The sequence below is a fragment of the Desulfocurvus sp. genome (assembly GCF_023230885.1).
Classification (GTDB): domain Bacteria; phylum Desulfobacterota; class Desulfovibrionia; order Desulfovibrionales; family Desulfovibrionaceae; genus Desulfocurvus.
The window spans coordinates 1-21,992 of record NZ_JALNWM010000024.1; the positions used below are offsets into that span (position 1 = coordinate 1).

At 69.7% G+C, this 21,992-nt stretch carries 20 protein-coding genes, 1 tRNA gene and 2 pseudogenes; 9 read left to right on the forward strand and 14 right to left on the reverse strand.

Annotation, left to right across the window (positions count from 1 at the left end):
- Positions 1 to 234 (forward strand): annotated as a pseudogene (locus M0P34_RS02930) (sulfurtransferase-like selenium metabolism protein YedF); the annotation flags it as partial.
- A 9-nt stretch (positions 235 to 243) separates the two neighbouring features.
- Positions 244 to 1,290: a pseudouridine synthase gene (locus M0P34_RS02935; RefSeq protein WP_291496198.1), complete on the forward strand. Its 1,047-nt coding sequence runs from the start codon at positions 244 to 246 to the stop codon at positions 1,288 to 1,290.
- 117 nt (positions 1,291 to 1,407) lie between these two features.
- On the opposite strand, the gene M0P34_RS02940 is transcribed toward M0P34_RS02935, so the two are convergent.
- Positions 1,408 to 2,133, reverse strand: coding sequence for an outer membrane lipoprotein carrier protein LolA (locus tag M0P34_RS02940; protein WP_291496200.1), 726 nt, complete (start codon positions 2,131 to 2,133; stop codon positions 1,408 to 1,410).
- A gap of 150 nt (positions 2,134 to 2,283) precedes the next feature.
- Here M0P34_RS02940 and M0P34_RS02945 point away from each other — a divergent pair, with 150 nt between their 5' ends.
- Positions 2,284 to 2,796 (forward strand): L-2-amino-thiazoline-4-carboxylic acid hydrolase, encoded by a 513-nt coding sequence (locus tag M0P34_RS02945; protein WP_291496202.1) that lies wholly within the window; start codon positions 2,284 to 2,286, stop codon positions 2,794 to 2,796.
- A gap of 709 nt (positions 2,797 to 3,505) precedes the next feature.
- On the opposite strand, the gene M0P34_RS02950 is transcribed toward M0P34_RS02945, so the two are convergent.
- Complete coding sequence (locus M0P34_RS02950) at positions 3,506 to 4,267, reverse strand: IclR family transcriptional regulator (RefSeq protein WP_291496203.1); 762 nt, start codon at positions 4,265 to 4,267, stop codon at positions 3,506 to 3,508.
- A 228-nt stretch (positions 4,268 to 4,495) separates the two neighbouring features.
- Between M0P34_RS02950 and M0P34_RS02955 the strand changes: the two are divergent.
- The 3 genes and pseudogenes from M0P34_RS02955 to M0P34_RS02965 all read left to right on the forward strand — a co-directional run bounded on the left by M0P34_RS02955 (position 4,496) and on the right by M0P34_RS02965 (position 7,507).
- Positions 4,496 to 6,238: pseudogene (locus tag M0P34_RS02955) on the forward strand (L-lactate permease).
- 19 nt (positions 6,239 to 6,257) lie between these two features.
- Entirely contained in the window at positions 6,258 to 7,100 is an 843-nt protein-coding gene (locus tag M0P34_RS02960; RefSeq protein ID WP_291496205.1) for an MBL fold metallo-hydrolase, read from the forward strand.
- 26 nt (positions 7,101 to 7,126) lie between these two features.
- Positions 7,127 to 7,507 (forward strand): RidA family protein, encoded by a 381-nt coding sequence (locus M0P34_RS02965; RefSeq protein ID WP_291496207.1) that lies wholly within the window; start codon positions 7,127 to 7,129, stop codon positions 7,505 to 7,507.
- On the opposite strand, the gene M0P34_RS02970 is transcribed toward M0P34_RS02965, so the two are convergent.
- The 4 genes from M0P34_RS02970 to M0P34_RS02985 form a co-directional block, all read right to left on the reverse strand.
- Positions 7,504 to 8,148 (reverse strand): NAD(P)H-dependent oxidoreductase, encoded by a 645-nt coding sequence (locus M0P34_RS02970; protein WP_366061891.1) that lies wholly within the window; start codon positions 8,146 to 8,148, stop codon positions 7,504 to 7,506. The two genes, M0P34_RS02965 and M0P34_RS02970, sit on opposite strands and share 4 nt — an antisense overlap.
- Before the next feature lie 42 nt (positions 8,149 to 8,190).
- Positions 8,191 to 10,362 (reverse strand): DNA translocase FtsK, encoded by a 2,172-nt coding sequence (locus tag M0P34_RS02975; RefSeq protein ID WP_291496232.1) that lies wholly within the window; start codon positions 10,360 to 10,362, stop codon positions 8,191 to 8,193.
- A 78-nt stretch (positions 10,363 to 10,440) separates the two neighbouring features.
- Positions 10,441 to 11,001, reverse strand: a complete 561-nt coding sequence (efp, locus tag M0P34_RS02980; protein ID WP_291496234.1) for an elongation factor P — start codon at positions 10,999 to 11,001, stop codon at positions 10,441 to 10,443.
- A 31-nt stretch (positions 11,002 to 11,032) separates the two neighbouring features.
- A complete protein-coding gene (locus tag M0P34_RS02985) occupies positions 11,033 to 11,500 on the reverse strand; it encodes a type II 3-dehydroquinate dehydratase (protein WP_291496211.1) in 468 nt (155 codons plus the stop codon).
- Between the two features lie 153 nt (positions 11,501 to 11,653).
- Between M0P34_RS02985 and yihA the strand changes: the two genes are divergently transcribed.
- Positions 11,654 to 12,310, forward strand: a complete 657-nt coding sequence (gene yihA, locus M0P34_RS02990; protein WP_291496213.1) for a ribosome biogenesis GTP-binding protein YihA/YsxC — start codon at positions 11,654 to 11,656, stop codon at positions 12,308 to 12,310.
- Between the two features lie 308 nt (positions 12,311 to 12,618).
- On the opposite strand, the gene M0P34_RS02995 is transcribed toward yihA, so the two are convergent.
- From M0P34_RS02995 to M0P34_RS03005, 3 genes are read right to left on the reverse strand one after another with little or no spacing between them, the layout of a single operon-like run.
- Entirely contained in the window at positions 12,619 to 13,713 is a 1,095-nt protein-coding gene (locus tag M0P34_RS02995) for an LptF/LptG family permease (protein ID WP_291496215.1), read from the reverse strand.
- Positions 13,703 to 14,899, reverse strand: coding sequence for an LPS export ABC transporter permease LptF (gene lptF, locus M0P34_RS03000; protein WP_291496216.1), 1,197 nt, complete (start codon positions 14,897 to 14,899; stop codon positions 13,703 to 13,705). The genes M0P34_RS02995 and lptF overlap by 11 nt, the downstream gene beginning before the upstream one ends.
- Positions 14,900 to 14,903: 4 nt before the next feature.
- Positions 14,904 to 15,104: a hypothetical protein gene (locus M0P34_RS03005; RefSeq protein ID WP_291496218.1), complete on the reverse strand. Its 201-nt coding sequence runs from the start codon at positions 15,102 to 15,104 to the stop codon at positions 14,904 to 14,906.
- Positions 15,105 to 15,502: 398 nt separating this feature from the next.
- On the opposite strand from M0P34_RS03005, the gene M0P34_RS03010 reads away from it, so the two are divergent.
- Positions 15,503 to 16,300, forward strand: coding sequence for an undecaprenyl-diphosphate phosphatase (locus tag M0P34_RS03010; RefSeq protein WP_291496220.1), 798 nt, complete (start codon positions 15,503 to 15,505; stop codon positions 16,298 to 16,300).
- 95 nt (positions 16,301 to 16,395) lie between these two features.
- Positions 16,396 to 16,472 (forward strand) — tRNA-Met (locus M0P34_RS03015).
- Between the two features lie 124 nt (positions 16,473 to 16,596).
- Here M0P34_RS03015 and M0P34_RS03020 read toward each other — a convergent pair.
- From M0P34_RS03020 to M0P34_RS03040, 5 genes are all read right to left on the reverse strand, one after another.
- The gene (locus tag M0P34_RS03020) at positions 16,597 to 17,640 is read right to left on the reverse strand and encodes a class I SAM-dependent methyltransferase (RefSeq protein WP_291496222.1); all 1,044 of its coding nucleotides are present in this window, start codon (positions 17,638 to 17,640) and stop codon (positions 16,597 to 16,599) included.
- Between the two features lie 62 nt (positions 17,641 to 17,702).
- Positions 17,703 to 19,709 carry a TonB-dependent receptor gene (locus tag M0P34_RS03025; RefSeq protein ID WP_291496224.1) on the reverse strand — a complete coding sequence of 669 codons (2,007 nt, stop codon included), beginning with the start codon at positions 19,707 to 19,709 and terminating at the stop codon, positions 17,703 to 17,705.
- Between the two features lie 103 nt (positions 19,710 to 19,812).
- On the reverse strand, positions 19,813 to 20,670 hold the full coding sequence (locus M0P34_RS03030; protein ID WP_291496226.1) for a helix-turn-helix transcriptional regulator: 858 nt from the start codon (positions 20,668 to 20,670) through the stop codon (positions 19,813 to 19,815).
- Positions 20,671 to 20,758: 88 nt separating this feature from the next.
- Entirely contained in the window at positions 20,759 to 21,724 is a 966-nt protein-coding gene (locus tag M0P34_RS03035) for a hypothetical protein (RefSeq protein ID WP_291496228.1), read from the reverse strand.
- Position 21,725: 1 nt separating this feature from the next.
- Positions 21,726 to 21,992, reverse strand: a 267-nt coding sequence (locus M0P34_RS03040; protein WP_291496230.1) for a DUF1007 family protein, incomplete at its 5' end; no start/stop codon positions are given.

Genomic DNA, 21,992 nt, shown 5'->3' on the forward strand with positions numbered 1-21,992 from the left:
GGCGAGGAGTTGTGGCGCCTGGTGCTGGTCAACGGCGCGGTGCGGATGACCGTGCCCGGGCATCCGGCCTTCGAGAAGCTTTTGGCCCTGGCCGACGCCGGGGTGTCCATCCTGGTCTGCGGCACCTGCCTGGACTTCTTTGGCCTGCTGGAGCGCAAGGCCGTGGGCCAGACCACCAACATGCTCGACGTGGTCACCAGCCTTCAGCTTGCCACCAAGGTCGTTCGCGTCTAGTTTCGCGCCATGACGCAACGCACACGCCCCCGGCGGGAGCCGGGGGTGCCCTCCCCTGCGGGCGCGCCCGCTCCGGGCGCCGCCCAGGATTCCGCCCCGGGCTCTACCGCCCTGCTACGCATCAACAAGGCCCTGGCCGACGCCGGGGTCTGCTCGCGCCGCGCGGCCGACGAACTGGTGGCTGCCGGAGCGGTCACGGTCAACGGCCAGCCCGTGGACAGCCCCGGCCTGCGCATCGACCCCGCGCGCGACGCGGTGGCCGTACACGGGCGGCCCGTGGTCGTGCCTGTGCCCGGCGCGCGGGCCCACGCCCTGGTCATGCTCAACAAGCCCCCCGAGGTGGTGACCACGGCCCGCGACCCCCAGGGCCGGACCACGGTGCTCGATGTCCTGGGCGACACCTTCGGCGCCGCGCGGCTCTATCCCGTGGGGCGGCTGGACTATTTTTCCCAGGGTCTGCTGCTGCTTACCGACCACGGCGAGCTGGCCAACCGCCTGACCCACCCGCGCTGGCATCTGCCCAAGGTCTATCATGTGCTGGTGCGCGAGGCGGTGCCCCCGGCGGCCCTGGCACTGTTCTCCCGGGGCATGACCCTGGACGACGACGGCCAGGTCCTGGCCCCGGCGCCTACGCGCGTTCTGGAAAACACCCCCCGGGGCACGCTGCTGGAAATGACCCTGACCCAGGGCGTGAACCGCCAGATCCGGCGCATGTGCCGTCAGACGGAGCTGACCGTGCTGCGCCTCACGCGCGTGGCCCTGGGGCCCCTGCTTCTGGGCGAGCTGCCCGAGGGCCGGGCCCGGGTTCTGACTCCCGGCGAGGCCGGGGCCCTGCTGCGGGCCGTGGGCCTGGAGCCCGGGCCCGACGGCGCGGGCGCCCCGGCGCCGCCGCGGGAGGCCGCGGGCGCCCACGGGCGCGAGGGCGGCCGGGCGCCCGGCCGCGAGGGCCGGGGCACCCGCCCCGACAAGGACAGGAAGGATTCCGGCCGCACTGCCGGAGGCCGGACCGGGGGGCGGCCCGGCGGCGGCGCGGCCAAGCCGGGGCGGCGCGGCTGACGCAGCCTTCCGCCGGGCAGGGGGCGTTCCCCCGCCCGCGCCCTGGCCGCGCCTTGGCGGCCCGCGCCCTGCGCGCCCGGGCGGCGCGCCGCCGCCGGTTCCCCGCCGGGCCCCGGGCTATTGGCCCAGGTTTTCCACGCCCTGGGCGCCCTTGTCGCGGTTGTCGAACACGTCGGCGTCCTTGGGCGGGGCGAAGGCGAACACCTCCGCCGGGATGTGCACGTCGAAGGCCAGGTTTTCCAGGCTCACGGCGTTGACGTTGCCGAAAAAGTCCACCAGCTCCATGCGCGTCATCACCGTGCGCCCGGTATCCACCCAGACCGTGGCCTCCACCAGGGACGGCTCGGCCTTGCGCGGGATGAGGTGCAGCCGCCGCAGCCCCGCGTCGTCGCCCTGGTCCTCGACCCAGAAGTCCTCGTCCAGCCGGGCCTTGCCCGCGATGAAGCGCAGCATGGTCCGCGAGTCGAGCACCTGCTCCACGGTGTAGCGGTAGGCCGTCTGTTCCAGCTCGTACCAGGCCCATACGTCCTGGGCGCCCACCACCAGCAGTTCCGGCTCGGGGGTCACGGTCTGCCAGCGGATGAGCGAGGGGCGCTTGAAGCGGATGGTGCCGGTGCGCGTACGGCTCTCGCCGCTGGCGGCGTTGACCAGGGTCTGGCTGAAGGCGGCCTCGAAGCTTTCCAGGCTCTCGTAGCGGCGTTGCATGGCCGCCGTGAGGGCCGCCGTGTCCGCCGCGTCGGCCGTGCCCGGGGCCTGGGCCGAGCAGGTCGAGGTGTGCATGGGCAGGGGCGCGGCCAGGATGGCCGCGAAGAGGAACAGGGCCAGAAAACGCAACAGGGGCATGGGGCCTCCGCAGGGGTCGGGTTGCTCTCGCTTGCGCCAGGGTATATGCAGGCCCTGCCCCAGGCAAGGGGTTTGCACCGCCTGGCGCCGGGCCCCGGGGTTGCTCCGGCGGCCCGCCAGCCCGCACCTTCGCCCGTCCAGGAGCCGTCCATGACCGCCAGCCCCGCCCCCGCCGTGACCCAGTTCCAGCGCCGCCGCATCGAGGCCGAAATCCTGGCCGAGGTCCACGCCGCCCTGTGCGAGAGCATGCCCGGCCCGCAGGCCGTGGCCCTCGTCGCCCGGGCCACGGCCCGCGCCGCCCGCGCCGCCGGGGCGGCCTTTGCCGCCGCCGCGCCCGGGGGGCCCGGGCTGGAGCATTTCGCGGGGGTGGTCGAGGCGTGGCGCGCCGGGGGCGCGCTGGACGTGCAGGACGTGCGCCTGGACGGCCGGACCCTGCGCCTGACGGTGACCCGCTGTGCCTACGCCGGGCTGTACATCGCGGAAATGGGCCTCTCCCCGGAGCTGGCCCAGGCCCTGTCCTGCTCGCGCGACGAAGCCTTCGCCCGGGGCTATTCGCCGTGCCTGCGCATGGAGCGCTCCCGGACCATCGCCCAGGGCGCGCCGCGTTGCGAGTTCCTGTTCCGCTGGGATGCCCGGGTCTCGGAGCCAACCCCCGGCACCTAGCCGGGCCAGTCCGGCATCCCCGCGGATTCTCCTCCGGCCGGTGGATTTCGCGCATCCCGGACGACGGGCTTGCACCGGGTGAACAGCCGCCCATAGCTTCACAGCCAGGCCCCGGGCCGTCCGCCCCGGGCGGGGTCGGCGTGGTTGCGGCCCCGGGCGCCCGGCGCGGGAAGAGTCTGCGCGTGGCGCCGTCCACCTCCCCCCAGCCAGGTTACGCCGAACCTCCGGCGGTGCACATCCTCCACCCCGCACAGGCCGAAAACGCGATTTTCCCACAGCGTGTCCGGCGGATCGCCGAAAACGGCCAATCCGCGCTCCGCCGGGGCGTTGGCGGTATTGAAGACCACGGCAAAGACCACGGCGAATACCACGGCGCGCCGCGTGCAGCAGTTCTGCGGGCCCGTCCTCGCCCTGTGGCCCCCGCCCTCAAGGGCGGCCACGGCGGCGGCGGAATGGCTCAGGCTGCCCGGCGTGGGTGCCCGGGGCCGATGCGGAAGCGGCGCCGGACAAGGGCGATGGACGCCTTGCCCTGCTCCGCCGCGGCCTCGGGGCGGGCCGGGGCGTCGGGGGGGATGCCCTCCCGCCCCCGGCGCCCGAGTCCTGGGCGCCCTGGGGCTCCTTGGGGCTGGCCGGGGCGTCGGCCGGGGGCTGGCGCTGGAGGTCGGTAGGCGGCGGCGGACGTGTCGTTTGCCCGTAGCGGGGCGCCCGGCTACGGTTCGTCGGTCCAGCCCAGGCGCAGGGACAGGTTGTGCGCGGCGTGGCGCAGGGCCTCGATGACCTGCGGCGAGGGGCCGCCCTCCCGGCCTTCGAAGCCGATGAGCAGGACGCTGGCGACAATCTCCCCCGAGCCGTCGAAAACCGGACAGGCCAGCGCCTGCGACCCGGGAATGCTGCTGTTGGGTTCCGTGCGCAGGGCGTATCCCCGGGAAACGGTCTCGCGCAGTTCCTGGCGGAAGCGCTCCCGGGCCCCGGCGTCGGTGCCGAGTTCGGCGTCCAGCAGATGGGCGTAGGCCTGCTCAGGCAGGTAGGCCGCAAAGCAGCGCCCGGCCGCGCTGACGGCCACCGGGGCGTAGAAGCCCACGCGCATGGCGATGGCCACGGGTTTGGGGTTGTGCAGAAAACGTACGATGAGCGGGCCCTGGGAGGTCCACAGGGCCAGGGCCGCGGCCTCGTCGCTTTGCACCCGCAGCCGGTGCAGCTCCGGATCGCAGAAGGTCACGATGTCCATGCGGCCCAGGATGCCCAGGCCCAGCTCCAGGAGCTTGGGGCCGAAGGTGTAGCGCCCGGATTCGTCCTGGCTGACGACCTTCAGGCGGCCGAAGCTGGTCAGGTACTTGTGCAGCTTGCTTTTGCCGACCCCCAGGCGCGCGGCGGCTTCGCCCAGGGTCACCGGCGAGCCGATGGCAAGGAAGGATTCCAGGAGCTCGAAGGCGAGCTCGACGGACTGGATGCCCTGCGGTTGCTTTTCCATGAATTCCTGCTCTCTGGGGTTGGCGTTCGCGCGGGATGCGCGAGATGTCCAACCAGATACCTTCTTTTGATGCCGCCCGCAAATGTCATATTAAGAAACTGAAAATAAAATTGGGAAACGGGTTGACAGACATTGGTCACCAAAATTAAATGGCGTTCACGAATGGTGTAAATGAACCCGTGAACCCTGTGCCGACTCAAGGAGGATGTGGAGATGGTATCGCAACCGATGCTGGCATTTATCGCCCTGTTGCCCATCGCGGTCATCGCGGTGTTTCTGGTCGGGCTACGGTGGCCTGCGCGCCGGGTCATGCCGCTGGCCCTTGTTTCCGTAGCCATTCCGGCCTTTTTCATCTGGAAGGTGCCCGCAGCGCTCATGGCGGCGCAGGCTGTCGACGGGCTGGTGACCGCCATCGGCATCCTGTACATCGTCTTCGGCGCCCTGGTGCTCCTGAACACGCTCAAGGAGGACGGCGCGCTCAGCGTCATTCGTTCCTCTTTCACCGACATCTCGGTGGACCGGCGCATCCAGGTGATCATCATCCTGTGGCTTTTCGGCGCGTTCCTGGAGGGGGCGGCGGGCTTCGGGTCCACGGGCGCGGTCATCGGGCCGTTGTTCCTGGGCATCGGCTTTCCGCCCATGGCGGCGGCCATGCTCTGCATGATCTTTCAGAGTGCGTCGGTTTCTTTCGGCGCGGTGGGCACGCCGATCCTCATCGGCCTTTCGGTGGGCCTGGGCCAGGGCAAGCTGGCCGAGGTCGCCCCGAACATGCCGTGGCCGGAGTACATCCATTCCCTGGGGGCGCAGGTGGCGGCCATCCACGCGGTTATTTCCGTGCTCGTGCCGCTGTTCATGGTCGCCCTGATGACGCGCTATTTCGGACGGGAGCGCTCCTTCCTGCCGGGGCTGCGGGCCTGGAAGTTCGCCCTGTTCGGCGGGGTGTGCCTCTCGGTGCCCTACGCGCTGACGGCGCGCTGGCTGGGGCCGGAATTCCCCGACGTGCTCGGCGGGATGATCGGCCTGATCCCGGTGGTTTTCGCCGCCAAGAAGGGCTAGTTCCTGCCCCGCGACGGCGGCTGGGACTTCCCCCCGCGTGACGACTGGGACGCCCGCTGGACGGGCAGCCTGGCCTTCGGCGGCGAGCTGCCCCAGAGCCGGATGTCGCCGTTGCGGGCCTGGATGCCCTACGCCGTCATGGCCGTCGTGCTTTTCCTGAGCCGCATGGAGGCCCTGCCCTTCAAGGGCTGGCTGCTCAAGCTCACCCTGCGCTCCGGCGAACTTTTCGGCACCAACGTGAGCACGGCCCTTACCCTGGGCTACCTGCCCGGCACCATCTTCATCCTGGCCGCCCTGGTGGCGGTGGCCATCCACGGCGCATCCCCGGGCGTGCTGCGCCGGGCCTCGCGGACATCGTTCTCCGTGGTGGCCGGGGCTTCGGCCGCCCTGCTGGTGGCCGTGCCCATGGTCAAGATCTTCATTGGCAGCGGGGCCGGAATCGCCGATTTGCCCGCCATGCCCAAGGTGCTGGCCCAGGCCTTCGCCGACGGCCTGGGCTCCATCTGGCCGGTAATGGCCTCGGTCATCGGGGCCCTTGGCGCCTTCATCGCGGGCAGCAACACCCTGAGCAACATGATGTTCAGCCTGTTCCAGTACAACGTGGCCACCATCAGCGGCCTCAACCCCGATGTCATCGTCGCCGTACAAAGCGTGGGCGCGGCAGCGGGCAACATGATCTGCGTACACAACGTGATCATGGCCTCGGCCGCCGTCGGCCTGCTGGGCAGGGAGGGCGACATCCTCAGGAAGACCCTCCTGCCCGCCACCTACTACATCCTGGGGGCCGGGGCCGCCGGATACCTGTTGCAGTACGGTTTCGGGCTGCACTTCGGCACGCTCTACCCGGTCCTTGTCCTGATCGTTCTGGCCCTTGGTCTGCGCGCCGCTGCACGAAGCGGCCTGTCCAATCAATAAAGGAAGAGAAGAGGAACACATGTCCTGCATCGAAATGCGCTATCTCGGCTGGTCCAACATCCTGATTCGCGAACCCCAGGGAGACCTGGTCTTCGACCCCTTCTTCCGGAAGATGTACGGGGCCGAGTGGGCCCGCAAGGAGGACTACGAGAAGGTGCGCGTGATCTGCGTTTCCCACGGGCACCACGAGCACTACATGGACACTCCGGCCGTGGCGCGGATGACCGGCGCGCTGGTCGTGTCCAGCCCGGATGTCTGCGAGCACCTGCGCCGGAAACACCGCCTGCCCGAAAGCCAGCTTCGGCCCGTGCTGCCCTTCGACACCGTCGAGGTCCACGGCTACCGGATCACGGCCTTCGACTGGCACCACCGGCCCATCAGCTACCTGCGGTTCTTCCAGGGCAGCCTGGCGGCGGCCTTCGCCTTCGTGGGCAACAATATCCTGCGCTGCCCCTGGCGGGCCCGGTATTACGGCTTTGCGGTGCAGACCCAGGGCGGCGCCAGCATGGTGAACCTGACCGAGGGCATGAATCCGCTGTTTTCCGACGGCGAGCTGGACGTGCTGCGCCAGCGGTTCCGGCCCGATGTTCTGATCGGCGGGCACCAGCTGGTCTACGAGCAGGACGTGGCCCGCGCCGTCCGGCTGACCGGGGTGTCCAGCTGCGTGCTCTACCACCCGCACGAGAAGCTCTTCGGGCAGATGGGCATCGCCTCCGCGCCCCAGGAGCAGGTGGTCGCGGCGGTCAAGGCCCAGGCCCCGGACGTGGACATCCGCCTGCCCCGGCCGATGGAGTGGATCACCGTCCAGACGGAAGGCCCCTGCCAGGATACGGCGGCGGCCAGCCCGGAAGCGAACGCATAACATCTAAACAAAAAAGGAGAAATGCGATGAAACAACAGATCGACACCCCAAAGGCGCCAGCGGCGGTGGGTCCGTTTTCCCAGGGCATCAGGTCTGCGGGCACCCTGTACGTCTCGGGCCAGCTGCCCATCGACCCGGCCACGGGTGAACTGTGCGCGGGCGATATCGCGGACTGCGCCCGGCAGTCCCTGCGCAACCTCGCCGCCGTGGTCGAGGCTGCGGGGGCGACCCTGGACGATGTGCTCAAGGTCACCGTCTTCCTGACGGACATGGCCGACTTCGCCGCGGTCAACGCGGTCTACGCCGAGTTCTTCACGGCGCCCTTCCCCGCGCGCAGCGCCTTTGCCGTGGCGGGGCTGCCCCTGGGCGCCCGCGTGGAGGCCGAGGCCATCGTGTCCCTGCCCTAGGCCCCCGGGCCGTCCGCCCCGGGCGGGGCCGGCGTGGTTCCGGCCCCGGGCGCCCGGCGCGGGAAGAGCCTGCGCATGGTGCCGTCCACCTCCTCCAGCCAGCGTTCGCGCTGGCTGGGGGAGGCCAGGCAGACCACGCCGAACGTCCGGCGGTGCACATCCTCCACCCCGCACAGGCCGAAAACACAATTCTTCCACAGCGTATCCAGCGGATCGCCGAAAACGGCCATCTCGCGCTCCGCCGGGGTGTTGGCGGTATTGAAGACCACCGCGCGCCGCGCGCGCAGCAGCCCCACGGGCACGCCCTCGCCCCCGTCGCCCTCCGCGAAACGATAGGCAACGTCCACGCGCACCACGCGGTCGATCCAGCCCTTGAGCACGGCGGGCGGCATGCCCCACCAGTTGGGATGCACCACGACGATGCCCTCGGCGGCCACCAGGTCGGCGCAATGGGCGCGCACCCCGGGCGGCAGCTCCGCCCCGCGCCCGGCCTCGCCGTCGGGCAGCACGGGGTCGAAGCCCTCGGCGCACAGGTCGTGGAAGGTCACCTCGTGGCCCTCGTCCTCAAGGGCGGCCACGGCTGCGGCGGCGATGGAATGGTTCAGGCTGCCCGGCGTGGGGTGCCCGAGGATGACCAGCATGTTCACGGGACGCTCCTTGCGCGGCGGGTGGCGGGCGGGAGGTCAGCCCTTGAGCACCGTCCGGGGCTTGGCGCCGTCCGCCGGGCCGATAACCCCGTCCTGCTCCATCTGCTCCACGAAACGCGCCGCGCGGTTGAAGCCGATGCGGAAGCGGCGCTGGATAAGGGAGATGGACGCCTTGCCCTGCTCCATGACGAAGGCCACGGCTTCGGGGTAGACCGGGTCGTCGGGGATGCCCTCCCCACCTCCGGGGCCGCCCTCGGCGCCCGAGTCCTGGGCGTCCTGGGCCTCGCGCGACCACTCGCCGAAATCCAGGCCATATTGGGGTTCGGCCCGGGCCTTCCAGAATTCGATGACCCGCCCGATCTCCTCCTCGTCCACCAGGGCGCCGTGCAGGCGCACGGTCTTGCCGCCGCCGGGCTTGAAGAGCATGTCGCCCTTGCCCAGAAGGTGGTTGGCGCCGACGCCGTCCAGGATGGTCCGCGAGTCCTGGGGGGAGGTTACGGTGAAGGCGATGCGGCTGGGGAAGTTGGCCTTGATCAGCCCGGTGACCACATCCACCGAGGGCCGCTGGGTGGCGATGATCATGTGGATGCCCGCCGCGCGCGCCAGCTGCGCCAGGCGCACGATGGAGGTCTCGACCTCCTTGCGCGCCGTGAGCATCAGGTCGGCCAGCTCGTCGATGACGATGACCAGCAGCGGCAGGGGCTCCAGGTCCGCGAACTCGGCGGCCTGCTCGGCGGACAGCCCGGCCAGCTTGCGGTTGAAGCCCTCGACGTTGCGCACGCCCAGGCGGGCCATGGCGTCGTAGCGCTTTTCCATCTCGTACACGGCCCAGTCCAGGGCGTTCTTGGCCAGGGCCATGTCCGTGACCACGGGGTGCACCAGGTGCGGGATGTCGGCGTAGACCGACAGCTCGATGCGCTTGGGGTCCACCAGGAGCAGCTTCACCTGCTCCGGCCCGGCCTTGTAGAGGAAGGACAGCAGGATGGAGTTCAGGCACACGCTCTTGCCCTGGCCCGTGGCACCGGCCACCAGCAGGTGCGGCATGCGCGCCAGGTCGGCCACATGGGGCTGGCCGTGGATGTCCTTGCCCAGGGCCAGGGTCAGCAGGGAGGGGGAGCCCGTGAACGCGGCGGACTGCATGATCTCGCGCAGGTAGACCGTCTGGCGCCGGGCGTTGGGGATCTCCACGCCCACGGTGTCGCGCCCGGCCAGGGGCGCCTCGATGCGCACCGCCGATGCCTTGAGGGCCAGGGCCAGATCGTCGGACAGGCCCGCGATGCGGCTGATCTTGACCCCCGGGGCGGGCTTGTATTCGAACATGGTCACCACCGGGCCGGGGACCACGTCCTGCACCTCGCCCTGGATGCCGAAATCGTTCAGGCAGGATTCCAGGCTGCGGGCCTGGGTGTCCAGGGTCTCCTTGGGGATGGCCGGGCCGTCGGCCGGGGGCTGGCGCAGGAAGTCGAGGGGCGGCGGACCGGCGGCGCGGGCGGCCTCGGCCGGAACCGGGGCGGGCGCCGGGGCGGGCGGTGCGGGCAGGGCCGAGGCCGCCCGGGAGCGCTTGCGCAGCACGGGCATGGCCTGGTCCGCGTCCGGCTGCGGGGCGCCCGGGGCCGGGGCGCGGCCCGGGGCCGCCTCGCGCAGCCGCTGGCGGCGGCCGCGCCGTTCGGCGAGCTTGCGCCCCAGGTCGAGCAGCCGCCCGCGCACGCGCTTGAACAGGCCGCCCCAGGTCAGGCCGGCCAGCAGCTGCAAGGCCACCACCAGGGCGAAGGCGCCCAGGAGCCCTGCGCCCACGGGCCGCAGGTAGAACAGGGCCTGGGTGTGCAGCACCTCGCCCATAAGCCCGCCGCCGGACACCGCCCCCAGGTGCAGGGCCGTCCGGGCCCAGGCCCCGGCGCAGAGCCCCGCGACGCAGACCAGCAGAAGGAACAGGCCCACCCAGCGCCACCACGCCGGAAACAGCCGGGGCACGAAGTTGCCCACGGCCAGCATGGCGAAGGCCACGGGCACCAGGAAGGCCCCCAGGCCGAAGAGCACCACGAGAAGGTCGGCCGAATAGGCCCCGATCAGGCCCACGGCGTTGGCCACCTCGCGGCCCCTGCCCACGGCGTGGTTGAAGCTCGGGTCGGCCGGGCTGTACGTCACCAGGGACGCCATGAGCGCCACGGCCCAGAAAAGCAGGGCCAGGGCCACGATCTCGCGCAGCAGCTTGCCGGTATTCGTTGTTCCGTCCTCCCTGGGGGCGGCGCGGGCCGCCGGGGCCCGCGCCGGCAGGCGCCCGGGGCGCTATTTTTCGCGGCTGATGTAGGTGGAGGTGCGCGTGTCGACCTTGATGCGCTCGCCCTGCTCCACGAACAGCGGCACCTGGACCACGACCCCGGAGGACAGCTTGGCGGGCTTGGTGGCGCCGCTCACGGTGTCGCCCTTGACCCCGGGCTCGCACTCGGTGATCTCCATGACCACCGAGGCCGGGATGTCCAGGTCCAGGGGCGCGCCGTTGTACAGCAGCACCTTGACCTCGGAGCTCTCCACCAGGAAGCCGCCCTTGGAGCCGCACACGCTGGCCGGAATCTCGGTCTGCTCGTAGGTGCTCATGTCCATGAACACATAGGCGTCGCCAGCCTGGTAAAGATACTGCATGGTCCGGGTTTCCAGGTCGGGCTTGTTGACCTTCTCGCCGGAGCGCATGGTGTTGTCGAGAACCCGGCCGTTCAGCAGGTTGCGCAGCCGGGTGCGCATCATGGCGCCGCCCTTGCCGGGTTTGTGGTGCTGGTGTTCGAGAATTTCATACGGCACGCCGTCGATTTCGATCTTCATGCCGTTCTTGAACTCGCTGGTGGAGATCATTGCCATGGACTATCCTCCGGAATGCGTTGTCTTAGGTGGTTGAAGGTTGCTTCAGGTGGCGCACCAGGGCGGCCACGCCCAGGGCGTAGGAATCGATGCCGAACCCGGCGACGACGCCGACCACCACGCGGGCCATGTGGCTTGTATGCCGCACGGCCTCGGGGCGGGCCCAGACGTTGGAGATGTGGACTTCCACGGCGGGCACGCCGATCCAGGCCAGGCAGTCGGCCAGGGCCAGGCTGGTGTGGGTGTAGGCGCCCGCGTTGAGCACCACGCCGTGCGTGCCCTCGGCCCGGGCCTGTTCCAGGCGGTCGATGAGCTGGCCCTCGCCGTTTTTCTGGTCGAAGCGCAGGGCCACCTCGTCGGCCCGGGGGCCGAGCAGCTCGCGCACCAGCCCGGGCACGGCGTCCATGCCCTGGCGGCCGTAGATTTCCGGCTGGCGCTGGCCCAGGTGGCCGAGGTTCGGGCCGTTGAGCACCAGGATGTCGTATCTGGGCATGGGTTCGTCCAGTGGGGGTTGGGCGGGCGGGCCGCCGGGTTGCCCCCCTGTGTATATGTTTCGCGCACGGTTGGCAAACACGGCGATGGTGTGCATACTGCCCCGCACGGCGCCGCCGCCCTGGCGCGCCGCACCCCACCCCGGAGCCCGCCCGTGACCCGACCGACCCTGGAACTGGAACGAACCGTCTACCTGCTGGACCAGCTCGCCGCCCTGCCCGCGCCGCAGATCGCCCTGGCCGGGCGCTCGAACGTGGGCAAATCCTCCCTGGTCAACGCCCTGGCCGGGCGGCGCAAGCTGGCCAAGACCAGCGCCACCCCCGGCAAGACCCAGAGCCTGAACTTCTATCGCGCCCAGCCCTGGGGCTTCTATCTCGTGGACCTGCCGGGCTACGGCTACGCGCGGGTGAGCAAGACCGAGCGCGCCAAATGGGCCCGGCTGGTGGACGCCTACATCGCGAACAACCCCTGGCTGCGCGCCGTGGCGGTGCTGCTCGACGCGCGCCACCCCCCGCAGAAGAACGACATGGACCTCATCGGCTACATCCAGGGCAAAGGCGTGGCCGTGCTGCCCGTGCTGACCAAGGCCGACAAGACCAAGCAGCGCGACCGCGAGGCCGTGCGCAAGCAGTGGGCCCTGCTGCTGGACAGCGAAAAGCCCCTGGCCACCTCCAGCCAGACGGGCCTGGGCGTGGATGCCCTGTGGGCCGTGCTGCGCGAGGTCGCCCTTGGGCCCGGGGCCGGAGAGCCGCACGGGCCCGAGGGGGAGGAAAGGCCCGCGCCCGGGGCCGAGGCGCCCGGCGAGGCCTGAGCCCGGCCCGCCCGGAGCGCAGGAGGCTGTGGAGCCGAACACGTCCCCGACCCGCGTCCGGCGCCCGGCCCGCCCGGAGCGCAGGACGCTGCCCGACCGGGGCGGCCGCTGCGCGGCGCGCAGGCCAAACCCCAGCGGGGAAGACAGCCGACCCGGGGTGCGCCCTGTCTGCGGCAAACGGGAGAACGACTGGAGGGATCAATGCGCCCGGGCCGGGGTTCGCCCTGGCCCGCGCCCGCGCGAGGGACGCGGGGCGGCGGACAAGACGGGCCGGGGGATCGCCTGGGGCCGCGCCCCGGGCCCGGGGCTCAGGCCGCCGTGGGCCGGTGGGGCCAGGCCGTCCAGGCCAGCCGTCCGCCCGCCAGGGCGTAGAAGACCATGTTGCCCAGCCACGCGCCCGCCCAGGGCGGCAGGATGCCCTTCTGGCCCAGGGTCACCCCGATCATGAACACCGCGTAGTAGGCGAAGGTGACCACCAGGGACAGGGCCACGTTGAGGTACACGTTCTCGAACAGGGTGACCATGGCCAGGGCGATGAGCCCCATGGCCAGGACGCTGAAGGCGTAGGCCCATTTCATGTGCCACGAGGTCAGCAGGCGCTCGACGTTGGAACCCGAGGCGTCCAGCTCGCCGATGACCCGCGAGAGGGTCCAGATGGGCAGGTGCGAGGGGTCCTGCCCCGGGGCCACGAGCAGGAAGGTCGCCGGGTCCTGCTGGAAGGGCAGCTCCAGCTCGTCCACGGTCCTGGTGCTGAAGTCGCCGGGGTGCAACTCGCGCACGTCGACCAGCCGCCACAGGCCGGGGGCGGCCTCGGCGCGCGCGGCGGAGATGATCCGCCGCAGGGACTGGCGGTCGGCGTTCATCTCGAACACCGTGACCCCCGTGGCCGCGCCGCGCGCGGGCCACAGCCGGTCGAGCTCCACCACCCAGTCCCCGTCCTTGAACCAGATGTTGGCCAGCTCCTTCTTTTCCACGATGTTGCCGCGCACCTGCTCGGACCAGATGCGCCCGGCCTCGCGCTCGCCGTACACGCCAACGAACTGCGAGAACAGGAGCTGCCCCAGGCACCAGAGCAGGGAATACAGCACCACGAAGCGCGTGAGCGAAGCCAGGGACACGCCCCCGGAGCGCAGGGCCAGCAGCTCGCGGCTGCGGGCCATGAGGCACAGCTGCACCACAACGGACACCAGGAACACGGCGGGCATGATCTGCGAGATGATCAACGGGATCTTGACCGCGAAATAGCGCAGCGCCGTGCCCAGGCCCAGCCCGGCCTCCATGAAGTCGTCCAGGCGGTCGAACAGGTCGCTCATGAGGTAGAGCGCCGTGCCCACGGCCAGGGTGGACAGCAGGTAGAACAGGTTCTGGCGCAGGAGATAGCGGGTCAGCACCCTAGCGCGCATGGCCGCCCTCCCCCGCCGTCCGCCGGGCCGCCAGCCCCCGGCGCAGGTGGGCCAGCCGCCCGACGATGTCCAGCCCGCGTTCGCGCGCGGCCTGGACCAGCCCGGTCACCCCGGCGGCCAGGAACAGCACGTTGGGCAGCCACAGGCCGACCACCGGCGCCAGCACCCCCGCCTCGCCCAGGGAGAGCCCAAGGGACAACAACGTGTAATAAAAAAGGAAAAACCCAAGGGCCAGCATGAGCCCCCAGTGGCGGTGCAGCCCGCCGAAGCTGGCGGCCATGGGCAGGGCGAACAATCCGAGCACGAAACAGGCCGCAGGCAGGGCCATGCGCTTTTGGATCTCCACCTCCACCTTGCGCTGGGTCCTGCCGCTCTCGTCCTGGACCACGGAGGGGTCCTCGCGCAGCTCGCGCAGGCGCTCCCAGCTCATCTCCTTGGGCCGCACGCTGCCCAGGTTGTAGCCCGAAAGCAGCCGCGAAAGGTCCATGCGCACGGCGTAGGTGTCGAACCCGACCACCGAAAGCCCCGCGGCCTCCTGGCGGTATATCCTGCCGTTTTGCAGGTGGAAGACGATCTCGCCCCGGTCGGTGTCGGTGCTCACGCGGCCCGTGGGCGCCAGGATGGTGGCGATGATGTGCTCGCGGGTGCGGTCCTGCACGAAAACGGTGCGCAGGTCGCCACGGGCCGGGTCGGCCTGCTGGGCATAGATGGTCAGCCCCGGGAAATCGCGGTTGAACACGCCGCCCTGAAGCACGAGCTGGGTCTTGGTCCGCGCCAGGTCGAGCACCGTGGCCCGGAAGTTCTCCATGCCCCACGACAGGCCCCAGAAGGATACCGCGCAGGCGGCGACGGTACACAGGGCGCAAAAGGCCAGCGGCGCGGGCAGCATCTGGTACAGGCTCACGCCCGAGGCGCGCAGGGCCACGGACTCCAGGTCCGTGCCCATGCGCAGGAAGGTCAGGAACACCGCCAGCATGCAGGCGATGGGGATGAGCAGCAGCAGGAAGAACGGCGAAAGGTAGGCGAACATGCAGACCACGTCCCAGAAGGTCAGGCTCTGGGAGAACAGCAGTTCGCGCAACTGGAGCATCCGCCCGATGAGCAGCAGCGTGAGCAGCGAGCCCGCGCACAGGGCGAAGACGCTCAGCAGCTCCAGGAATATCTGGCGGTGCAGCAGGCGGGGCAAGGCTCTAGGCAGGGCCGTCCCCCTGGGCGGGCCGCTGGCGGAAGAAGCGCGCGAGCGCCTCCTGGTCCAGGGGGCCGAGATTGAAGCGCACGGCGGCCTCGTCGATGATCCGGGGGCTCGGGGTCGCGTCCTGGCCGCCGGATTGCTCGCAGATCCACTTGACGGCGCGGCGCAGCAGCTCGCCCTCGGGCATGATGGTGGACATGGGGCCTCCTTGGTTCCGGCGCGCGGCCTGCGCCCCGGCTGAGGGCCTTCTCTACACCAAGGGTCCGGCAGTGGCAACCGCGCAGCGCCGCGGGCCGCCCGGCGCCCCTCGCTCCGGGGCGTCCCGGGGCCCGGCCCCGTCCCGTGCGCCCGGCATGGGTTGGCGGCGGCCGCTGCCCCGCGCGGGCCAGCCTTGCCCGAAAGCGTGCCCGAGGGCCTGGAGGCCGTGCGCTGCCGCCCCGCGCGGGCGGCTTGCCCGTACGGCACGAGGCGGACTTGCTCGGTTCTGGGTTGCCGCCCCGCGCGGGCAGGCTTGCCCCGGCGGCGCAAACCGCGCATACTGCGCCGGTTCCGCCGCCCCGCCGCGCGGCCCACTGCAACCAAGGACGCCCGCAGCCCATGGATTCCCTGTTCACCGCGCTCATCCTCGGCATCGTCGAGGGCCTGACCGAGTTCCTCCCCGTCTCCTCCACCGGCCACCTGATCCTGGCCGGGCATCTGCTGGGCTTCACCGGCGAGAAGGCCGCGACCTTCGAGGTCGTCATCCAGCTCGGGGCCATCCTGGCCGTGGTGGTGCTCTACTTCGACCGCTTCACGGGCCTGCTGCGCCGGGATCCCGCCCGGGCTTTCTCCGGGTTGCGGGGGCTGTGGCTGCTGTTCCTGACCAGCCTGCCCGCCAGCGTGGCCGGGCTGCTGCTGCACGGGGCGATCAAGGAGCACCTTTTCGGCCCGCAGACCGTGGCCTGGGCCCTGGCCGCGGGCGCGCTGGCCATCTTCGCCGTGGAGGCCCGCCCCCGCCGGGGACGGGTCGCCAGCCTGGACCAGATGACCCCGGCCCTGGCCCTGGGCATCGGCATGTTCCAGTGCCTGGCGCTGTGGCCGGGTTTCTCGCGCTCGGCGGCGACCATCATGGGCGGCATGCTGCTGGGCGCTCGGCGCGACGTGGCCGCCGAGTATTCCTTCATCGCCGCCGTGCCGATCATGGTCGCGGCCACGGGCTACGACCTGCTGAAAAACCACGGCCTGTTCACCCTGGCCGACCTGCCCTTCATGGCCGTGGGCTTCGTTGTCTCGTTCCTTTCGGCCTGGGCGGCGGTGCGGCTGTTCATCGGCCTTGTGGGCCGCATGACCCTGCGGCCTTTCGCGGCCTACCGCCTGGTCCTGGCGGCCCTGGTGCTGGCCCTGCTGGCGGGCTGACCCCCCTGCCCGCCGCCCGGGAAAAAAGTCTCCCCGGGCCCTTGCATTTTGCCCGCGAAGCCCTTATAAGCCTGTCTCCCAACGCGGGAACGCGTGGCGAGGTAGCTCAGTCGGTCAGAGCATGCGGCTCATATCCGCAGTGTCGGAGGTTCAAGTCCTCTCCTCGCTACCACAGCAAACACAACCCCCTGCCCAGGCAGGGGGTTTTTTTATGAAAACCAAGGGCCCGGTCGAATGACCGGGCCCTTGGTTATTTCAAGGCCGGTTGCCCGGTCTCCGCCCCGGGGCGACGGCGGTCAGGCGGTTCTTTTTCGCGCAATATCGAGTCGGAGCGTCCCGCCGCTTGTCCGCAGCTCGCGGCTGTGGACGCAGGCGAAACCGCTTTGCAGCATGGTTTCGGCGATGAGCCCGTCGGGCATGGCCATCGGCCTGCCGTAAACCAGGCCAATGGCCATGCATTCGAGGGGATACGCCGCGATACTCCGCCCATCCGAAAGGCAGGACCGGGTTTCGCCCGCAAAAGCGGGCGGCGCGTCGTGCAGGCTGACGCAATACCCGCCGGGCACGAGGGCCGCGTGCACCTTGTCCATGACGAGCGCAGTGGAGGCGTCCGGCAAGGTGAAATTGAGCGTGCAACTGGCGAGGACGACATCGTAGCCGCCGGGAAGCCGGTCGCGGACATAGTCGCCCGGCACGGCCCGGACCCTGTCCGCGAAGCCCCATTCGGCGATGTATCCGGCCGCGCTCCGCAGCGACGCGGGCAGGTCGTAAACGTCGGCATCCAGCGCGGGCAGCGCCTGGGCGGCGTACAGGGAAAACACCCCGTGCCCGCCGCCCAGGTCGAGCATGCGCCGGAACGTCTCCGCCCCCGGCAGGGCCGCCAGGATCGCGGCGACCTCCCCGGCGACGCCCCGGAACGCCCAGCAGGCGCTGCCTTCCACGCCGCCGACCCCCTCGGCGGGCGGCGTACCCGGGCCCTCCCGCAGGATGCGCTTCAGGTCCTGCATGGGCAACAGCACGCCTTCCGCCATCTCCCGCACCAGGGGGGCGATGTCGGCACAGGCGCCGTCGCCGAGCAGTTCCTGTGTGCTTGCGGCATTGCGATATGCATTCCCATCACGGCACACGACGCCGCAGAATTCCAAAAGATCGAGAAACCGCTTCGTGCTTTCGGGGTGCAGTCGCAGGCGCGACGCCACGTCCTGCGCCGTCCGCCAGTCCGATAGTTGGGAGAACACGCCGCAGTCCATCGCGGCAGCCAGGGCATTGGCGGCGACGGCGTTGCGCATGAGGGCGAAGACGCCGTTGGTGCCCGGAAGGGCGTGGGGCAGCTTTTTCATGATATCTCCCTGGGCGGGCGCCGGGGCCGCCATGCGGGCATTGGCCCCGGCGTCCGCCGCTGCTAGAAATGATAGCACACCGTCGTGCCGATCACCCGTCCCGGCGTGGCAACGCCGTATGTGCCGCCAAAGGCGTTCACGTAGTCGTGCCGCTCATCAAAGACGTTGTCGGCGAAAAGATACACGTCCAGGTTGCCGAATTCCCAGCCGATCTTGGTGTTGACCGTGGCATAGGCCGGGATGTTTCCGGCGTTCCTGCTGTCCAGGTATGTCCTGGACGCGCCCAGTATCTCGGCCCGGACGAAGAAGCCGGACCCGTGCCGGTATTGTGCTCCCAGGCTGCACGTCCACTCCGGCACGTACGGGATGCTGTTGCCCGAGTGGTCGCCAGTGGCGTCCGTGAAATCGTCGAAGCGCATATGGGTATAGCCGACGGAGCCGGACAGCTCCAGCCCGGCGAGGGGCATGACCGTCAGCTCCACTTCGCCGCCCAGCCCTTGCGGATCGCCGACGTTCTCGATGCTCGGCATGGGGCTGAACACGGTGGTGTAGTAGCTTTCAAGCTGCATGTTCTTGAACTTGTGATAGAAAAGCGCCGCGTTCAGGCGGGCTTTGCCGTCCCACAGTGTGTTTTTCGACCCGACTTCGACGGCCCAGAGTTCCTCTTCGTCGAACTCATACTTGCCGGGGCTGCCCTGGTAGGCGTCGAACCCGGCGGCCCGGAAGCCACGCGAGCCGCTGACATACACAAGATTATCGTCGGTAACGGCATATTCCAGCGCGAGCTTCGGCGAGAAGCTGTTCCATGAGCCGGACGCGCTGTAGCCTGTTTCCTCTTCCTGGAATTTCGAATCGTAGTAGTCGAGGCGCGCCCCCGCCGTCACGGCCCATTTGTCCCAGAATGGCACCTTGAGCTGTCCGAAGGCGGCGTACTGGTTGGTTTTGTCCGTGGCGTGGTGTTTCGTACCCATGTTGTAGTATGTATATCGTATCTCTTTTTCGTTCCTGTTGTATGTAAGGCCGAAGACGCCTGAAACGCCGTCCTGGTCATAGTTGAGCCGAACCTCCTGGCCAATGTCCATGTACCTGTCGTATTTGTGCACCTCGTACATGGGCATGGCAGAGAAATCGTAGTCCATCGTATAGTTCAGGTCCGATTCCTTGCGCGTCGTCACGGAGGTGAGTTTCCACGACGGCGACAAATCGTACCCGACGGTCAGCGACTGGTCGTTGAAGGCGCTGCGGTTTCTGCCGGGATCGTTGGAGTCCGTGTGGCGCTCCGACGACATGCTTTGCAGGTTGTACATGCCGAATGATCCCTCGTCGTATTTCACCATGCCGTAGGCGAAGTTCACTTCGAGGTCGTCCGTCGGCGTATATCGCAGGCGCCCTCTTCCGGAATACTCCTTCCTGTCGTCCACCGGGTTGGCCCCGGAATCGTTCTTCACCCAGCCCTGCTGCGTGAAGTACTGCATCGCCAGTCCCGCGAAAAGGGTGTCTTCCACCAGTTCGCCGGAAAGGGCGCCCGTCGTCTGCCCCAGCTCCTTGTTGCCGCCGGTGAGGCTCAGGCGTCCGGTGGTTTCCCGGCCGGGCTTTTTCGTGGTCACCTTGATGACGCCCCCTTCGGCGTTACGCCCGTAAAGGGTGCCCTGCGGCCCGCGCAGCACCTCCACGTTTTCAATGTCGAAAAGGTGGGCGATGTATCCCGCGTTGGTCGTCACGGGCACGTCGTCGATGTACATGGTCACGGCGGGTGTGTTGCTGTGCGGGTCGGAACGCACTCCGCGCATGGACGTGAGGTTGATCATGCCCATGCCGCCGGTGGAGAACGACAGGTTGGGGACGCGCAGCCCGAGCTTGTCGACGCTGGTGACCCTGGCGTCGTCCGCCTGCCGGGCGGTGATGGCGGTAACGCTTTGCGGAATCTTCTGCGGGTCCTCCTCCTGCTTGTTGGCCGTCACCAGAACCACCGGCAGCATAACGGAGGGTTCCGTTTCCTGTGCCTGGGCGAAGGAAATGGAAAAGCACAACACGGCACACAGCGCCCAAAGGCTGGTTTTCGTCTTCATGGGGATCTCCTGAATGAGCATGATTTTCATTGGCAGAGAACGTACATGAAGCCGGAAACCGGCGCGCACCCGTTCCGGTCAAAAACCGACCCGTCCGGGCGTCTTAGCGGATTTTTTTCGGCGGATGCCCGAAATGCCGGGCAAAGGCCCGGGCGAAATGCCCGGAGTTGGCATAGCCCACGCGGAAGGCGACTTCGGAGACATTGCCATCGCCACGGGCCAGCATGGCCCGTGCCGCCTCCATGCGCCGCGCCTGGAACCAGGCGAAGATGGACGTGCCGTAAACGTCCCTGAAGGCCCTCTTGAGGGTCGATTCGCTCAAATGTACATGGCGGGCAAGTTCCGCAACGGTCAGCGGCACCTCAAGATTGACGGACAGGAGCCCTGCGGCTTCGCGCACCTGCCTCGCGTGGCCCCGCCCCGCGGCCGCGGCGGGCCGCTTCATGAAAAGCTGCTCTATTTCCTCGATCAGGAGTTCGAGCGCCTTGCTTTCCAGATAGCAGGAAGCAAGGGTTCCCGTGAACGGATTGGCCAGCATCTGTCCGGCGATGCCTCGGGCCTTGTCGCTCGGCTTCCTGCCGAAGACGAACGGCGCATCGCCGACAAACATGGCCCGGCGCAGGGCCGTATCGACGCGCAGCTCGTTCTCGTCGAGAATCGGCCCCAGCATCTCGCGTCGTACGCCGATTTCCAGCCAAGCATGGCGTCCTTTTTCCAGGGTCACGGCGACCGGCGCGCCTGTCTTCCGCCACATCCCCGCGTAATCGCCGCGCACGCGGTTGCGGAGGCGCGCCGCAGGCACGACGCATTCAAGATCGCCCTGGAAGCAGAAATTGTAGCCGATCGCCGGGCACCCGTCCTCGACCACGAAGGTTTCCCGGCAATCCGCCTCGTAGGCCACATGCCGGATACGCAGGCCATGACTGGACTGCTGGTCGAAAACAACCTCGACGCATGGCATGTCGCCCCCTCCTCTTTTGCATGATATTGATTTTCGTTATCAAGCTCATGCGGCAAGGGCAACGAAAAATCCAGCCAGCCGACACCCTTTACCCCAAACTCCCCGCCAGCAGCGCGGCGCCCAGGGCCAGGACGCACAGGGCGCCGAGGATGGAGAGGGCGCGGTCCAGGGCGGCGGCGCGGCGGGAGCGCGGGGCGGCCAGGGCCGCGACGCGGCGGCGGCACAGGGCCGCCACCACGGCCGCAGCGGCGATGGTCGCGCCCATGCCCAGGGCCATGGCGGCCACGGCGCCCAGGCCGATGAGCGGTGCGCCCAGGGCCAGGGCGAAGAGCAGCACGATGGCCGCCCCCGGGCAGGGCACAAGGCCCGTGGCCAACCCGGTGGCCAGGAGCCCCCGGTCCGCCGCGCCCCGGGGCCGGTCTTCCTCCTCATGGCCGCGCAGCGCCCGGGCCAGGAGCCACAGGGCGATGGCGCAGACCAGGGCGTAGCTGGCGCGCTCCAGCCAGATGCCCTGGGCCGTGAAGCGGGCCATGAGCGAGCGCTCCAGGACCATGTACAACCCGAAGATCAGGGCCACGGCGCTGGCCGCATGGGCCGCGCCCATGATGCCCCCCAGCAGGGCCGCGCGCCCCGGGCCCTCGCGCCGGGCAACGACGTAGGACACGGCCACGGCCTTGCCGTGCCCGGGCCCGGCGGCATGCAGAGCGCCGTAGGCGAAGGCCAGGGCCAGGAAGGCCGCGAGCCCGGAGACCGAAGCGCCGTCGCGCAGCCCGCGCACGCGGTCCGACAGGTTCTGGCGCAGTTCGCGCTGGGCCTGGGCCAGGGCCGCCAGCAGCCCGCCCCCGGAAGCCAGGGGCCCCAGGGTCGGTCCGGCGTCCTGCCCGCCCGTGTCCTGGGCTCCGGCGGCGAAGGGGCCGCCCGCCCCGACGCGCTCCGCGCGCCCGCCGCCGGGCTCCGGGGCGCCGGTGAAGGGGTTGGCCGCCAGGACCGGGCCGACGCAGGCCAGGGCCGCCAGCAGCAGGCCCGCCAGGGCGATGGAAAACGGAAAACGCATGCTATCTCCGCCGGAAGGCCAGGTGAATTTCCGGCAGCCACGCCTGATAGGGGGAATAGGTCCGCTCCGGGTTCAGCCGCACCGAGGTGCGCACCTCAAAGGGCGCGGCGTTCTCCAGCTCCGGGGGCGTTTCCTCGGGCGAGTACACGTCGGCGTAGTACTCCGGGTCGTGTACCGACAGCAGCACCCGCCGCTCCCCTGCCCCGGCGGGCACCGGGCAGGGCACGAAGAACTCGTAGATCAGCCGCCCGGCGCTGATGCGCGCGGA

Coding starts and splice junctions, on each gene's coding strand:
- M0P34_RS02935 (WP_291496198.1), top strand. CDS start 244: ATGACGCAACGCACACGCCCCCGGCGGGAGCCGGGGGTGCCCTCCCCT.
- efp (WP_291496234.1), bottom strand. CDS start 11,001: ATGATCTCCACCAGCGAGTTCAAGAACGGCATGAAGATCGAAATCGAC.
- M0P34_RS03010 (WP_291496220.1), top strand. CDS start 15,503: ATGGATTCCCTGTTCACCGCGCTCATCCTCGGCATCGTCGAGGGCCTG.
- M0P34_RS02970 (WP_366061891.1), bottom strand. CDS start 8,148: ATGCTGGTCATCCTCGGGCACCCCACGCCGGGCAGCCTGAACCATTCC.
- M0P34_RS03005 (WP_291496218.1), bottom strand. CDS start 15,104: ATGTCCACCATCATGCCCGAGGGCGAGCTGCTGCGCCGCGCCGTCAAG.
- M0P34_RS02965 (WP_291496207.1), top strand. CDS start 7,127: ATGAAACAACAGATCGACACCCCAAAGGCGCCAGCGGCGGTGGGTCCG.
- M0P34_RS03035 (WP_291496228.1), bottom strand. CDS start 21,724: ATGCGTTTTCCGTTTTCCATCGCCCTGGCGGGCCTGCTGCTGGCGGCC.
- M0P34_RS03025 (WP_291496224.1), bottom strand. CDS start 19,709: ATGAAGACGAAAACCAGCCTTTGGGCGCTGTGTGCCGTGTTGTGCTTT.
- M0P34_RS02995 (WP_291496215.1), bottom strand. CDS start 13,713: ATGCGCGCTAGGGTGCTGACCCGCTATCTCCTGCGCCAGAACCTGTTC.
- M0P34_RS03030 (WP_291496226.1), bottom strand. CDS start 20,670: ATGCCATGCGTCGAGGTTGTTTTCGACCAGCAGTCCAGTCATGGCCTG.
- M0P34_RS02940 (WP_291496200.1), bottom strand. CDS start 2,133: ATGCCCCTGTTGCGTTTTCTGGCCCTGTTCCTCTTCGCGGCCATCCTG.
- M0P34_RS02985 (WP_291496211.1), bottom strand. CDS start 11,500: ATGCCCAGATACGACATCCTGGTGCTCAACGGCCCGAACCTCGGCCAC.
- M0P34_RS03020 (WP_291496222.1), bottom strand. CDS start 17,640: ATGAAAAAGCTGCCCCACGCCCTTCCGGGCACCAACGGCGTCTTCGCC.
- M0P34_RS02960 (WP_291496205.1), top strand. CDS start 6,258: ATGTCCTGCATCGAAATGCGCTATCTCGGCTGGTCCAACATCCTGATT.
- M0P34_RS02950 (WP_291496203.1), bottom strand. CDS start 4,267: ATGGAAAAGCAACCGCAGGGCATCCAGTCCGTCGAGCTCGCCTTCGAG.
- M0P34_RS02945 (WP_291496202.1), top strand. CDS start 2,284: ATGACCGCCAGCCCCGCCCCCGCCGTGACCCAGTTCCAGCGCCGCCGC.